Here is a 13,962-nt window from a genome sequence, read left to right on the forward strand (position 1 = left end):
TGTCTCAGGTGAGGCCGAAGGTGATCGACTAAAAATAGTGGGCAAGAATCAATTATTTTTGGTATAATGGAGCAATGAAAAGTCAAAATGAACAAGAGTTGATGGCCCTTGGAAAACAGTTGGGTCAACGGTTAGAAAAACAGGATGTCGTGATTCTGACAGGGGATCTGGGGGCTGGGAAAACAACCTTTACAAAAGGCCTAGCTCAAGGGTTGGATATTCGTCAGATGATTAAAAGTCCCACTTATACCATTGTGAGAGAATATGAAGGTCGCTTACCCTTGTATCACCTGGATGTCTATCGTATTGGAGACGATCCAGATTCGATTGATTTGGATGACTTTTTGTTTGGTGAAGGGGTGACCGTTATTGAGTGGGGCGAACTGCTAGAGACCAGTCTTCCTGCTGGATATTTAAAGGTTGAACTGCTCAAGGACGGCGACGGACGTGAGATACGCTTGTCAGCTGTCGGTGAACGTGCAGAACAATTAAAGGACTCATTTCTAACTTCTGTAGGAGCTTGAAGATGGAACAGGTATTGGATCTCTTTTTGAAAGAAGCTGAGGTCTCGGATGCGCAACACTTACTTGACTTTTTTAAAGATGTGGCGACTGAATCGGATTTTATGACCTTGGCTCCAGAAGGGCTTGGGATGACCAAGCAAGAGTTAGAAATCTTTGCTGAAACACAAGCACAAACAGACAACCAATTATGTCTTTTGTTATACTTGGGTGAGGATTTGGTAGGCGTCTTAAATATTGCGGCGGATCAAAATAGGGCCTTGCGTCATATTGGAGATCTCTTTATCGTTGTTCGGAAGGCCTATTGGAATAAAGGATTGGGTCGTATTCTTCTAGAAGAAGGAATCGCATGGGCAGAAGGTACCAACCTCCTTCGGAAGTTAGACCTCAGTGTCCAAGTTCGAAATGAACGGGCCATCCATCTCTACCAAACGCTAGGATTTGAAATTGAAGGTCTCCGCAAGAGAGGCGTATACAAGGAAGGGGAATATCTGGATGTTTACCTAATGGGCAAACTGATAGATAGACAGAATTAATGATTAAAAAAATTCTATTAATGTTTTTTAGTTTGTTAGCTGTAACGACAATAGGGATTGCGGCCTATGGGCTGACCATCCTCAATCAGTCAACAAATACGTTGAGTAAGACTTATAAAGGGATTGGTGATGAAAACAATGTCATCGCAGAAAACAAACCAATGACCATTTTGCTCATGGGGGTTGATACTGGATCAGGCTCACGAGAGGATCAGTGGGTAGGAAACAGTGATACCATGATTCTGGTGACGGTAAATCCACAGACGCGTGAAACAACGATTATGAGTTTGGAACGGGATATCTTGACCAATATTACGCAGGATGGAGAAACTGTCCAAGCTAAGCTGAATGCGGCTTATGCTCAAGGTGGAGCAGAATTGGCCATTAAAACCATCCAAGATTTGATGAATATTCATATCGACCGTTATGCGATGATCAATATGAAAGGCCTGGTTCAACTGGTTGATAAGGTTGGCGGCATCACAGTAAACAATCCATTTGATTTTGATATTTCAATCGAAGAAAATGAACCGGAATATACAGCAAAAATTCCACCTGGTCGTCAAGAGATTGATGGAGAACAAGCATTGGTATATTCACGGATGCGTTATCAAGATCCAGAAGGAGACTATGGTCGTCAAAAACGCCAACGGGAAGTCATTGAAAAGATCATCAAGAAAGTATTGACTTTGGATGGTCTGAGCAACTATCAAGGAATTATTGAAGCGGTTAGTGATAATATGCAGACCAATATCTCCTTGGATACGAATAGCTTGATGCACTTGATGGGCTATCGAGATGCCTTGAAGAACATCCGTATGGAACAGTTGAAAGGGGAAGATGCCACCCTAGCGGATGGCGGAAGTTACCAAATTGTTACTTCAGAACACCTGTTGAAGATGCAGAATATCCTGCGCAAAAGTCTTGGATTATCGCCTGTAAGAAAGCTCAAAACAAGTGCTGTTCTATTGGATAGCGATGAAGCTAGGGGTACTGATTCGTCAGAAAGTGGCGAAAGCCCAGTAGAGTCGAGTCAGAATACTGGTGGGGGCTATTACGATCCTTCCTATGTTCCGGAAACTTCTGTAAGTTCAGAAACGGTGACACCATACCAACAGATAGTGCCTCCTTATACGGATACAACTGTAGCTGGTGTTGGAGGAAACTAAATTAAAAAAAAAAGGTTTTGAGATAGCTATCTCAAAACCTTTTTTGGTTAGTCGTTCGTATTAGATTTCTCAGACCAAATAGTTTGGATTTGTTCTACAGAAGCGTTGGCTTGCTGAGAAAAGACCCTTGCCTTATAGGAAAAGTCTTCCAGTAATTGGTTTAAAAGGACTCGTTGCTCCTGAATGATTTCAATGTTTTTTTTGATTTTAGAAACATTTGATTGGATTCCATCCGTGAGTTGTTTGGTTTCGTTGAATTCATTTTTAAGGGGTTCCCGATTTTTAACAAGTTGATAGCTGATGGTTGCTCCAGTCGCAAACCAAAATAGATCTCTTAATTTCATAGTAAGCTCCTTTTTAATGGTTTGAGATATCCTTGGCTAATTGAGCAAGGCGGTCAAAATCAGGTTCGTGGGCAATGAAATCAATCTTTAGGTCGTCTTCTTGAGAGTAGCGTGGAAGAATATGGACGTGGGTGTGGAAGACAGACTGACCCGCAATTTCTTCCATGTTACTAATGATATTCATTCCTTGAGGCTGTGTAGCACTTTCCACTTTTTTGGTGACTCTTGAAACGATGTTAAAAAGATCAGCTGTTTCATCTGGTGTCATTTCCAACAGATTACGGGCATGTTTTTTTGGAATCACAAGGGTATGGCCTGGAGTGACCTGAGAGATATCTAAAAAAGCAAGAAAATGGTCATCTTCGTAGACCTTAGAAGCAGGAATTTCTCCGGCAACAATCTTACAAAAAATACAATCCGAAACCATAAATGTACCTCAATTTCGCTAGATTTTGTTATAATATAAGAACATTATACCAGAAAGCTAAGAAAATATGTTAGAAATAAAAAACCTGACAGGAGGCTATGTCAATATCCCTGTCTTAAAAGAAGTTAGTTTTGAGGTCGGTGATGGTCAATTGATTGGATTGATCGGCTTGAATGGAGCAGGGAAATCAACGACCATTAATGAAATTATAGGTCTATTGCGTCCCTATGCTGGCGAAATCCGGATCGACGGTTTGACTTTAGCTACTTCTCCAAGTGCTTATCGCCAAAAAATTGGTTATATTCCTGAAACACCGAGCCTTTATGAGGAGTTAACCCTGCGTGAGCATATTGAGACAGTGGCGATGGCCTATGACTTGGATCAGGAAGCAGTTTTTGCGCGTGTGACTCCTCTCTTGAAGCAATTTCGACTAGAGGAAAAATTAGATTGGTTTCCTGTCCATTTTTCTAAGGGGATGAAACAAAAGGTCATGATTGTTTGTGCCTTTGCTGTTGATCCAAGTTTGTTTATTGTCGACGAGCCTTTCTTAGGTTTGGATCCAGTTGCGATCTCAGATTTAATTCAATTATTGAAGGTGGAAAAAGAGAAGGGGAAATCTATTTTAATGAGTACCCATGTTCTGGATTCTGCTGAAAAAATGTGTGATGCCTTTGTCATCCTCCATAAGGGGCAGGTCCGTGCTCAGGGGACTTTAGAGGAATTGCGGACAGAATTTGGAATGGCGAATGCCGATTTGAATGAAATTTACCTTGCACTAACAAAAGAGGCGGACCGATGATTGAAGTTTTACAAAAGAGGAAGACGACCTTTCGCAATCAGTGCTTGAAATATTCTCGCTATGTGTTTAATGATCACTTTGTCCTCTTTCTCCTGATTTTTCTAGGCTTTTTAGCGGTTCAGTATAGCCAATTTTTGCGCTCTCTACCAAAAGATAAGAGCCTTCTCCTCCTTGTACTTGCCCTAGCTCCTTTGCTCCTGCTTCCAATTGGTTCTATCGCAACCTATTTTGAGAAGCCAGACATGATTTTCCTTCTGGCAAAAGAAGAGCAATTGAAAGGCTATTTGAAACAACAGACTATACGAGCGACTATTTTCTGGGGGATTTTGCAAACTCTTGTACTTGTCCTGTTTGTCCCTTTGGCTTTGGCTTTAGGACTGTCTTTGACCATTGTAGTGGTTTATTTGTCTATTCTCTTCTTGTTGAAGGTTCTTGTTTTTCAAGGGAAGGGCAAAAGATTCTATAATCAGGCGGGTCTTGATTGGAAACGAATCGTAGAGCTAGAAAACCAGAGAAAGCAAAGTATTCTAAGATTTTTCTCCCTTTTTACCACAGTAAAAGGAATGACCAACAGCGTGAAACGGCGAGCCTACTTAGACAGATTAACAAGCATGGTTCCGAAAGTCAGTGCTAAGACCTGGAACAATCTGTATCTCCGTTCTTATCTCAGAAATGGAGATCTGTTTTCCATGAGCCTGCGTCTATTAGGACTAGCAATCGCTGTCTTTGTCTTCATCCCGCAAACGCTAGTAGCAGTAGCCGTCGCGGGGCTCTTGAATTATTTACTTGTTTTTCAATTGCTCGGACTCTACAAGGCCTTTGACTATCAGTATTTAACGCGACTCTTCCCCTTGGAAATCAGTGCTAAAACACGAGGGCTTCTTCAAACAGTTCAATCGGTGACTTTGTTTGTGGTTCTTGTCGAGGGAGGACTGGGATTACTGGTCTTTGAAGAGAAAATTCTCGTCCTGGCCTTGCTAGCTTTCACAGGCTTTTTAGCCTATGGTTATGCACCTTTCAAGGTGAGACGATTAGTTGACGAAACGCTTTAAAATTAGTAAAATAGATGGGAAACTTTTTACGGAGGAAGAGATGGACTCGAACGAAAAAGAGCTAACGTTAACCCCAATTGCTGGTAAAAGCGGAAAAGCCTTTATGGGGACTTATCCAGATGGGGGGAAAGTATTTGTCAAAATGAATACGACTCCAATATTAGCAGGGTTAGCTAAAGAACAAATTGCTCCACAACTCTTATGGAGCCGACGCTTACCTGACGGAAATGTGATGAGCGCACAAGAATGGTTAAATGGAGAAATTTTAACTCCAAATGGGATGGGGAAAAAGCAAGTGGTTCATATCCTGACTCGTTTGCACCGTTCACGCCCCTTGATGACGCAATTGAGAAAGTTGGGCTACACAGCTGAGTCGCCATTGGATTTATTGAATTCTTTGAGCAGTCAGTTGCCAATCGCTTTGCGTCAAAACAATTATTTGCAATCTGTATTAAAGAGTTTACGACAGACTGTTCCAGCTTTTCGAGAAGATTATGCAACCATTGTTCACGGAGATGTCCGTCACAGTAACTGGATTGAAACAGACAGTGGATTTATCTACTTGGTAGATTGGGATTCTGTCCGCTTAACAGATCGGATGATGGATGTGGCTCATGTTTTAAGTCACTACATTCCAGATTCCCAGTGGCAGGATTGGTTGGTCTATTACGGCTATAAGTACAATGAAACTGTATTTGGTAAATTGTACTGGTTTGGTCAATACTCTTTCCTTTGTCAGATTGTAAAATACTATGAAAATAATGATTTAGAGAATGTGAACCGGGAAATTTATGCCTTGCGTAATTTCCGGTCAAAATATGGGAAGGAAGCATGAGAGTTAGAAACCGTAAAGGTGCAACCGAATTATTAGAAGCCAATCCGCAATATGTCATTTTGAAGCCAGAAGAAGCCAAAGGGAAGTGGCATGAGATTTTTGGGAATGACCATCCTATTCATATTGAAGTGGGAAGCGGTAAAGGAGCCTTTATCACTGGAATGGCAAAACAAAATCCAGACATTAACTATATCGGGATTGATATTCAAAAATCAGTATTAAGCTACGCTTTGGATAAGGTGTTGGAAGCTGACGTTCCCAATATCAAGTTACTTTGGGTGGACGGAGATAGCTTGACCAATTATTTTGAAGACGGTGAGATTGATCAATTGTATCTCAATTTTTCAGATCCTTGGCCGAAGAAACGCCATGAAAAACGTCGTCTAACCTACAAGAGTTTCTTAGATACCTTCAAACAGATTTTGCCAGAGCATGGAGAGATTCATTTCAAGACGGACAATCGAGGACTCTTTGAATACAGTTTGGTGAGTTTTTCTCAGTATGGAATGACCTTGAAGGGTGTCTGGTTAGATCTTCATGCTAGTGATTTTGAGGGAAATGTCATGACCGAATATGAAAAGAAATTCTCAAGTAAGGGTCAGGTCATTTATCGGGTTGAAGCACAATTTTAAAGTCTAGTTAAGGATCGACGTCTCCTGAAAAGGAGGCGTTTTTCTTTTGGATGGTAGTTGTATGAATGAGGAAGGCGAAATTCTTGCATTTCGACGGAACTTGTGCTAAAATATTTAAAACGAATAGAAAAGGAGAGGCGAAGACATATCTTCGCCTCTTGTCTGTGAGGAGGTGTTGTCCTATCGCAACAATTGTTGAATTAGTAACAGAAATTATTGAACCGGCCATCCAAGCTCCCTTTGAATTAGTGGATGTTGAATATGAAAAGGTTGTAGGAGATTATGTTCTAAGTATCTTTGTTGATAAGCCAGGTGGTATTACTCTAAATGATACAGCGGATTTAACAGAAGTGATTAGTCCTCTGTTGGATCAGATTCAACCAGATCCATTCCCAGAACAGTACTTCCTAGAAGTGACGAGTCCTGGTTTGGAGCGTCCCTTAAAAACCAAAGATGCAGTGGAAAAAGCTCTGGGTCAATATATCCATGTCAGCTTGTACAAGGCAGTTGACAAACAAAAGGTCATTGAAGGAACACTCGTTAAGTTCGAAGATGACCAATTGACCATGGAATACATGGACAAAACCAGAAAGAAAACCATTGAAATCCCCTATAGTCTTGTCTCAAAAGCAAGACTAGCTGTCAAATTATAGCAGAAAAGAAAGGAAGGCTCTTAGTAGCCTAAGAGCAAGAAAAGAATGAGTAAAGAAATGCTAGATGCTTTTCGCATCTTGGAAGAAGACAAAGGAATCAAAAAAGAAGATATCATTGAAGCTGTCAAAGAATCATTGCGTTCGGCTTATCGGAGACGGTATGGTCAAGCAGAAAGTGCTGCTATCGAATTTAATGAAAAGACTGGTGACTTCCGCGTTTATACTGTTCGTGAAGTAGTGGATGAAGTATTTGATAGCCGGTTAGAAATTAGCTTGAAAGATGCTCTTGCGATTAGCTCTGCCTATGAATTAGGAGACAAAATCAAATTTGAAGAAGCACCTGCTGAGTTTGGCCGTGTCGCAGCTCAATCTGCCAAACAAACCATCATGGAAAAAATGCGCAAGCAAACTCGTGCGATTACCTACAACACTTATAAAGAACATGAAAATGAAATTATGAGTGGAACGGTTGAGCGTTTTGATAATCGCTTTATCTATGTAAATTTAGGGTCTATCGAAGCTCAACTGTCTAAACAAGACCAGATCCCGGGTGAAGTTTTCCAATCTCATGATCGCATCGAAGTCTTTGTCTACAAAGTAGAAGACAATCCTCGTGGGGTCAACGTTTTCGTAAGTCGTAGCCATCCAGAAATGATCAAACGTTTGATGGAACAAGAAATCCCTGAAGTCTATGATGGAACCGTTGAAATCATGAGCGTGGCACGTGAAGCTGGAGACCGGACCAAGGTAGCTGTTCGTAGCCATAATCCAAACGTAGATGCGATTGGAACCATCGTTGGTCGTGGTGGATCGAACATCAAAAAGATTACTAGCAAGTTCCACCCAGCACGTTATGATCAGAAATTGGATCGTATGGTCCCAACAGAAGAAAATATTGATGTCATTGAGTGGGTTCCAGATCCAGCAGAATTTATCTACAATGCCATTGCGCCTGCTGAGGTCGATCAAGTCATCTTTGATGAAGAAGACAGCAAGCATGCCCTTGTGGTAGTACCAGATAGCAAGCTATCTCTTGCGATCGGTCGTCGTGGTCAAAACGTGCGCTTGGCGGCTCACTTAACTGGCTACCGGATTGATATCAAATCAGCTAGTGAGTACGAAGAAATGGAAGCAAGTCAAGAACCTGCTTTTGAAGAAGTAGAAAGTGATTTGAATTCTGTAGACGAATAGGGAGGAAATCATGGTAAAGACAAGAAAAATCCCTTTACGCAAGTCTGTCGTTTCAAATGAGGTCATCGATAAACGAGATCTCTTGCGAATCGTAAAAAATAAAGAAGGTCAAGTTTTTATCGATCCAACTGGGAAAGCAAATGGTCGTGGTGCTTATATCAAGCTCGATAACGAGGAAGCACTTCAAGCCAAGAAGAAGAAAGTCTTCAATCGCAGCTTTAGCATGGAAGTAGATGAAGCTTTCTACGACGAATTGATTGCTTATGTGGATCATAAGGTGAAAAGAAGAGAGTTAGGCCTTGAATAAGCAAAAAGTCAGTAATTTATTGGGATTGGCTCAGCGAGCAGGGAAAATCATCTCTGGAGAAGAGTTTGTCATCAAGTCTGTTCAAGAAGGAAAGGCTCGTTTGGTCTTTCTAGCAGATGATGCAGCTCCCAATCTTACTAAAAAAATCACAGATAAATGCCACTATTATGGCATTCCGGTATTAACCGTGTTTTCAACACTAGAATTAAGTACTGCCATTGGTCGCTCACGCAAGGTAGCGGCCGTGACAGATGCTGGATTTTCAAAGAAAATGAGGTCTCTTATGGAATAGAAGAGGAGGACAGCAATTGTCTAAGAAAAGATTGTATGAGATTGCCAAAGAACTAGGCAAGGAAAGTAAAGAAGTCGTCACACGGGCAAAAGAATTAGGGTTGGAGGTAAAGAGTCACGCTTCTAGTATCGAAGGTGAAGCGGTTGAGCGTTTGGTCAATAGTTTTGCATCAAAGGCGCCCCAAACTCCTAAAGTGACGGAAGAAAAACAAGTAAAAGTTGCACCGGTTGCAAAAGAACCTGTTGCAAACCAACCAGAAAAAACAACGGAAACAGCTGCAACACCTGTTGTGAAGCCAAAGAGTCGTAATTTCAAGGCGGAACGCGAAGCCCGTGCAAAAGAGCAGGCGGAACGTCGTCAGCAACAAGGAAATCGACCTAAGAAACAACAAAACGACCGTCGGGATGGGGATCGTTTCCAAAATCGTAGTGAACGAAAAAATCAAGGAAATGACCGCCGGAACCAAGGGAATGATCGTCGCCGTGACCAAGCTGGAAACAGTCAAGGACGTCCAAATCCTGTAAATGGCGCACCGAAGATTGACTTCAAAGCCCGTGCGGCAGCATTAAAAGCAGAGCAAAATGCGGAATATGCACGTGGTAGTGAAGAACGCTACAAGCAAAACCAGGCAGCCAAGGTAGAGCAAGACCGTCAACAACGTCGTAAGCGCGAAGAGGCAGTTGCGACTGAAGTTGTCGCTCCACAACCGAAGGTAGAAGCAGCGAAGGCAACTCCGGTAGCGGCTCCAAGTCCTGCAGCAGTTGATACACGTCGGAAAAAGCAAGCTAGACCAGACAAAAAACGTGAAGATTTTGATCGCGAAGAAGATGGTCCAAGAAAACAACAAAAGAATCGAAGTAGTCAAAACCAAGTGAGAAATCAAAGAAATAGTAACTGGAACAACAACAAAAAGAATAAAAAAGGAAAGAATAACCGCAATGAAGCTCCAAAACCAGTAACAGAGCGTAAATTCCATGAGTTGCCAAGTGAACTTGAGTACACAGATGGAATGACGGTTGCGGAAATCGCAAAACGGATTAAGCGTGAGCCTGCGGAAATCGTTAAGAAACTCTTCATGATGGGAGTGATGGCGACACAAAACCAATCCTTGGATGGCGATACCATTGAACTTCTGTTAGTGGATTATGGAATTGAAGCCAAGAAAAAGGTTGAAGTGGACAATGCGGATATCGAACGCTTCTTCGTCGAAGATGGCTATTTGAATCCAGATGAATTGGTAGAGCGTCCACCAGTTGTCACCATCATGGGACACGTTGACCACGGGAAGACAACCCTTTTGGATACCCTTCGTAATTCACGTGTAGCAACAGGTGAAGCGGGAGGAATCACCCAGCATATCGGTGCCTACCAAATCGTGGAAAATGGCAAAAAAATTACCTTCTTGGATACACCTGGACACGCGGCCTTCACCTCTATGCGGGCGCGTGGTGCATCTGTTACGGATATTACCATCTTGGTCGTAGCGGCAGATGACGGGGTGATGCCTCAGACTATCGAAGCTATTAACCACTCAAAAGCGGCTAATGTCCCAATCATTGTGGCTATTAACAAGATCGATAAACCGGGTGCCAACCCAGAACGTGTCATCGGTGAATTGGCAGAGCATGGGGTTATGTCAACTGCCTGGGGTGGGGATTCTGAGTTTGTAGAAATCTCTGCCAAGTTCAACCAAAATATCGATGAACTTTTGGAAACGGTCCTTCTTGTAGCTGAAATCCAAGAACTCAAGGCAGATCCAACAGTTCGTGCCATCGGTACTGTTATCGAAGCTCGTTTGGATAAAGGTAAAGGTGCGGTCGCAACCCTTCTGGTTCAACAAGGTACTTTGAATGTCCAAGACCCAATCGTTGTTGGTAATACTTTCGGACGTGTCCGTGCCATGACCAATGACCTTGGCCGTCGTGTGAAAGTAGCTGGACCATCTACTCCAGTTTCTATCACTGGTTTGAACGAAGCGCCAATGGCGGGTGACCACTTTGCGGTTTATGAAGATGAAAAATCTGCGCGTGCAGCCGGTGAAGAACGTGCCAAACGTGCGCTGATGAAACAACGTCAAGCAACCAACCGTGTCAGCCTTGAAAATCTCTTTGATACCTTGAAGGCTGGAGAAGTGAAATCCGTTAATGTCATCATTAAAGCCGATGTTCAAGGATCGGTTGAAGCCCTTGCTGCTTCCCTTCAAAAGATTGAAGTGGAAGGTGTGAAAGTGACCATCGTTCACTCAGCAGTTGGTGCCATCAACGAATCAGACGTTACCCTCGCAGAAGCTTCAAATGCCTTCATCATTGGATTTAACGTCCGCCCTACGCCTCAAGCGCGTCAGCAAGCAGAAGCTGACGAGGTAGAAATCCGTCTTCACTCAATCATCTACAAAGTGATTGAAGAAATGGAAGATGCTATGAAGGGAATGTTGGATCCTGAGTTCGAAGAGAAAGTCATCGGGGAAGCAGTCATTCGTGAAACCTTTAAAGTCTCTAAAGTGGGTACTATCGGTGGATTTATGGTCCTCAGTGGTAAGGTCACTCGTGATTCCAAAGTTCGTGTCATTCGTGACGGTGTCGTCATTTATGACGGTGCTCTTGCAAGCTTGAAACATTATAAAGATGATGTCAAAGAAGTGACCAACGGTCGTGAGGGTGGTCTCATGATTGAAGGCTACAATGATATCAAGACTGATGATACCATCGAAGCTTACATCATGGAAGAAATTAAAAAATAAACTGTTAACTAGGAAGTAAGAGAGGTAATCTCCCATTTCCTAGTTTTTAAAGACAGAGCAGAAAGGAGTTCCTATGGCAAGTCATTTTCGGACAGACCGAGTCGGTATGGAAATCAAGCGGGAAGTCAACGAAATTTTGCAAAAGAAAGTTCGTGATCCGCGTGTCCAAGGCGTCACTATTACGGATGTTCAAATGCTAGGCGATTTGTCGATGGCTAAGGTTTACTATTCGATTATGAGTGACCTGGCTTCAGATAATCAAAAGGCTCAGACAGGGCTGGAAAAAGCAACAGGAACCATCAAGCGCGAATTAGGTCGGAATTTAAAATTGTACAAAATTCCAGATTTAACCTTTGTCAAAGATGAATCCATTGAATATGGAAACAAGATTGACCAAATGTTACGCGATCTTGATAAAAAATAATGAACAAAACGATAGATTCTGTAGAGTCTATCGTTTTTTTATGGCAAAATTCAGAAGAAATTTCAAAAAAAACTTGTGCCGAAGGGGTGGATGTTTTAAAATAGAGTGAGTAAACTTTTATCGAATGATGATGGAGGAAAAGGAATGTCCATTGATTGGCAGAACATTTTATTTAACTTCTTAGGTGGTTTGGGACTATTTTTATATAGTATCAAAACTATGGGGGATGGCTTGCAACAGGCTGCAGGGGATCGCCTTCGTTACTATATCGACAAATATACCAGTAATCCATTTCTAGGGGTGCTCGTAGGGATTGTCGTGACTGCCCTTATCCAGTCTAGTACCGGGGTAACTGTTATTACGGTTGGATTAGTAAGTGCCGGTCTATTAACGCTACGCCAAGCAATTGGAATCATCATGGGAGCTAATATCGGGACAACCGTCACTTCCTTCATCATTGGTTTCAAGTTGGGAACATATGCCTTGCCCATTATGTTTGTCGGTACAGTCTGTCTCTTCTTTACCAAGAACCGGATAGCTAACAATATTGGTCGGATCTTGTTTGGGGTTGGGGGAATCTTTTACGCCTTGAACCTCATCAGCGCAGGGATGAGTCCTTTGAAAGACTTGCCAGAGTTCAGCCAATATATGGTAACCCTTGGGAAGAATCCAATCCTCGGAGTGCTAGCTGGAGCCATTATCACAGTCTTGATCCAGGCTTCTTCTGCAACGATTGGGATTCTGCAAGGTCTCTACTCAGGTGGATTTTTAGATCTTAAGGGAGCATTGCCAATTTTATTTGGGGATAACATTGGGACTACCCTCACCGTTATCATTGCTGCCATGGGAGCCAATGTTTCTGCCAAACGGGTTGCAGCGACCCACGTCTTATTTAATGTCATCGGGACCATTCTGTGTATCATCTTGTTGGGACCATTTACGAGTATGGTTGAGTTCTTCCAAGCTCAGTTGCATCTCTCACCTGAGATGACGATTGCCTTTTCACATGGTGCTTTTAATGTGACTAACACCATCGTTCAATTCCCATTCATCGGAGCATTGGCTTACTTTGTGACGAAATTGATTCCTGGTGAGGATGAAGTGGTCAAATACGAGCCACTTTACTTGGATGAAAATCTGATTACTCAAGCTCCTTCGATTGCCTTGGGGAATGCCAAAAAAGAACTCTTGCACTTAGGAGCTTATGCTGAAAAGATTTTTGATTTATCTTATCGCTATATTTTGAATCAAGAAGAAAAGCTAGCTGAAAAAGGTCATAAAACAGAAGAAGCGATTAATACCATCGATGATCAGTTGACCAAATACTTGATCCGCTTGTCTAGTGAAGCTTTGAGTCCAAAAGAAAGCGAATCCTTGACCAATATTTTGGATTCTTCTCGAGATTTGGAGCGGATTGGAGACCACGCAGAAGCCTTGATCAACTTGACGGATTATCTTATTCGGAAGAAAGTTGTCTTTTCTGACAATGCCTTGGCTGAACTAGAAGATATCTACCAACAAACGGCGACGTTTGTCAAAGATGCTCTTAGAAGTGTAGAAGAAGATAGTCAAGAGTTGGCCGCAGAGTTGGAACAGCGCCATCAGGCGATTGAAAAACTTGAAAAGAAATTGCGGAAGACCCATATTTCACGTCTGAACAAGGGCGAGTGTACGCCTCAAGCAGGTGTGAACTTTATTGATATCATCTCTCACTATACGCGTGTCGCAGACCATGCCATGAATTTAGCAGAGAAGGTGCAATTGGAGCAGATCTAAAAAAACGAAAAATCCAGTTCTTTAGGACTGGATTTTAGAATGTAGACAATTTTTTTCATAAAATAGCTAGAAAATTTTTTCAAAAAAAAATTTGTATTTTTAATTAATTAAACAAATTTATTACTTTCCGCTGTGAGAAAAGTGGCTGAAGCTCTAAAGTTTCAGCCACTCGGGAGTTTTGAAACTTTAGGTTCAAAACTAAGTCATGGAACTTCCTGGATTGCTGAAATCATCCACTGGATAATTTCACCTAACGTCCGTACT

At 42.1% G+C, this 13,962-nt stretch carries 15 protein-coding genes and 2 pseudogenes; 15 read left to right on the forward strand and 2 right to left on the reverse strand.

The window, feature by feature from the left end; all coding sequences use genetic code 11:
* Window positions 1-74: 74 nt before the first annotated feature.
* The 3 genes from tsaE to brpA are packed head-to-tail and all read left to right on the forward strand — an operon-like array spanning window position 75 to window position 2,226.
* Window positions 75-524 carry a tRNA (adenosine(37)-N6)-threonylcarbamoyltransferase complex ATPase subunit type 1 TsaE gene (gene tsaE / locus ADH49_RS02120; RefSeq protein WP_006596890.1) on the forward strand — a complete coding sequence of 150 codons (450 nt, stop codon included), beginning with the start codon at window positions 75-77 and terminating at the stop codon, window positions 522-524.
* Window positions 525-526: 2 nt separating this feature from the next.
* Window positions 527-1,057 (forward strand): GNAT family N-acetyltransferase, encoded by a 531-nt coding sequence (locus tag ADH49_RS02125; protein ID WP_048688807.1) that lies wholly within the window; start codon window positions 527-529, stop codon window positions 1,055-1,057.
* Window positions 1,057-2,226: a biofilm formation/cell division transcriptional regulator BrpA gene (gene brpA, locus ADH49_RS02130; RefSeq protein WP_048688809.1), complete on the forward strand. Its 1,170-nt coding sequence runs from the start codon at window positions 1,057-1,059 to the stop codon at window positions 2,224-2,226. The genes ADH49_RS02125 and brpA overlap by 1 nt, the downstream gene beginning before the upstream one ends.
* A 47-nt stretch (window positions 2,227-2,273) precedes the next feature.
* On the opposite strand, the gene ADH49_RS02135 is transcribed toward brpA, so the two are convergent.
* Window positions 2,274-2,570 (reverse strand): hypothetical protein, encoded by a 297-nt coding sequence (locus ADH49_RS02135; RefSeq protein ID WP_048688812.1) that lies wholly within the window; start codon window positions 2,568-2,570, stop codon window positions 2,274-2,276.
* A 13-nt stretch (window positions 2,571-2,583) separates the two neighbouring features.
* On the reverse strand, window positions 2,584-2,997 hold the full coding sequence (locus tag ADH49_RS02140) for an HIT family protein (protein WP_048688815.1): 414 nt from the start codon (window positions 2,995-2,997) through the stop codon (window positions 2,584-2,586).
* Window positions 2,998-3,064: 67 nt separating this feature from the next.
* Between ADH49_RS02140 and ADH49_RS02145 the strand changes: the two genes are divergently transcribed.
* From ADH49_RS02145 to ADH49_RS02195, 12 genes and pseudogenes are all read left to right on the forward strand, one after another.
* On the forward strand, window positions 3,065-3,796 hold the full coding sequence (locus ADH49_RS02145; RefSeq protein ID WP_048688818.1) for an ABC transporter ATP-binding protein: 732 nt from the start codon (window positions 3,065-3,067) through the stop codon (window positions 3,794-3,796).
* Window positions 3,793-4,848 (forward strand): ABC transporter permease, encoded by a 1,056-nt coding sequence (locus ADH49_RS02150; RefSeq protein ID WP_048688822.1) that lies wholly within the window; start codon window positions 3,793-3,795, stop codon window positions 4,846-4,848. Before ADH49_RS02145 ends, ADH49_RS02150 begins: the two co-directional genes overlap by 4 nt.
* A gap of 40 nt (window positions 4,849-4,888) precedes the next feature.
* On the forward strand, window positions 4,889-5,683 hold the full coding sequence (gene ccrZ, locus ADH49_RS02155) for a cell cycle regulator CcrZ (protein ID WP_023022280.1): 795 nt from the start codon (window positions 4,889-4,891) through the stop codon (window positions 5,681-5,683).
* A complete protein-coding gene (gene trmB, locus ADH49_RS02160) occupies window positions 5,680-6,315 on the forward strand; it encodes a tRNA (guanosine(46)-N7)-methyltransferase TrmB (protein ID WP_048688825.1) in 636 nt (211 codons plus the stop codon). Before ccrZ ends, trmB begins: the two co-directional genes overlap by 4 nt.
* Window positions 6,316-6,479: 164 nt before the next feature.
* On the forward strand, window positions 6,480-6,968 hold the full coding sequence (gene rimP, locus ADH49_RS02165; protein ID WP_185776856.1) for a ribosome maturation factor RimP: 489 nt from the start codon (window positions 6,480-6,482) through the stop codon (window positions 6,966-6,968).
* Window positions 6,969-7,013: 45 nt separating this feature from the next.
* Complete coding sequence (gene nusA, locus ADH49_RS02170; protein WP_048688829.1) at window positions 7,014-8,159, forward strand: transcription termination factor NusA; 1,146 nt, start codon at window positions 7,014-7,016, stop codon at window positions 8,157-8,159.
* Between the two features lie 10 nt (window positions 8,160-8,169).
* Entirely contained in the window at window positions 8,170-8,466 is a 297-nt protein-coding gene (gene rnpM, locus ADH49_RS02175) for an RNase P modulator RnpM (RefSeq protein ID WP_006596879.1), read from the forward strand.
* A complete protein-coding gene (locus ADH49_RS02180) occupies window positions 8,459-8,758 on the forward strand; it encodes a YlxQ-related RNA-binding protein (RefSeq protein WP_048688831.1) in 300 nt (99 codons plus the stop codon). Before rnpM ends, ADH49_RS02180 begins: the two co-directional genes overlap by 8 nt.
* Window positions 8,759-8,774: 16 nt before the next feature.
* Window positions 8,775-9,134: pseudogene (locus ADH49_RS10470) on the forward strand (translation initiation factor IF-2 N-terminal domain-containing protein); the annotation flags it as partial.
* Window positions 9,135-9,197: 63 nt separating this feature from the next.
* Window positions 9,198-11,498, forward strand: a pseudogene (infB, locus tag ADH49_RS02185) (translation initiation factor IF-2); the annotation flags it as partial.
* Window positions 11,499-11,571: 73 nt separating this feature from the next.
* Window positions 11,572-11,922: a 30S ribosome-binding factor RbfA gene (gene rbfA / locus ADH49_RS02190; protein ID WP_006596876.1), complete on the forward strand. Its 351-nt coding sequence runs from the start codon at window positions 11,572-11,574 to the stop codon at window positions 11,920-11,922.
* A gap of 144 nt (window positions 11,923-12,066) precedes the next feature.
* On the forward strand, window positions 12,067-13,698 hold the full coding sequence (locus ADH49_RS02195) for a Na/Pi cotransporter family protein (protein WP_048688839.1): 1,632 nt from the start codon (window positions 12,067-12,069) through the stop codon (window positions 13,696-13,698).
* Window positions 13,699-13,962 lie beyond the last annotated feature (264 nt).

The organism is Streptococcus sp. 400_SSPC (genome assembly GCF_001072745.1).
Classification (GTDB): domain Bacteria; phylum Bacillota; class Bacilli; order Lactobacillales; family Streptococcaceae; genus Streptococcus; species Streptococcus xiaochunlingii.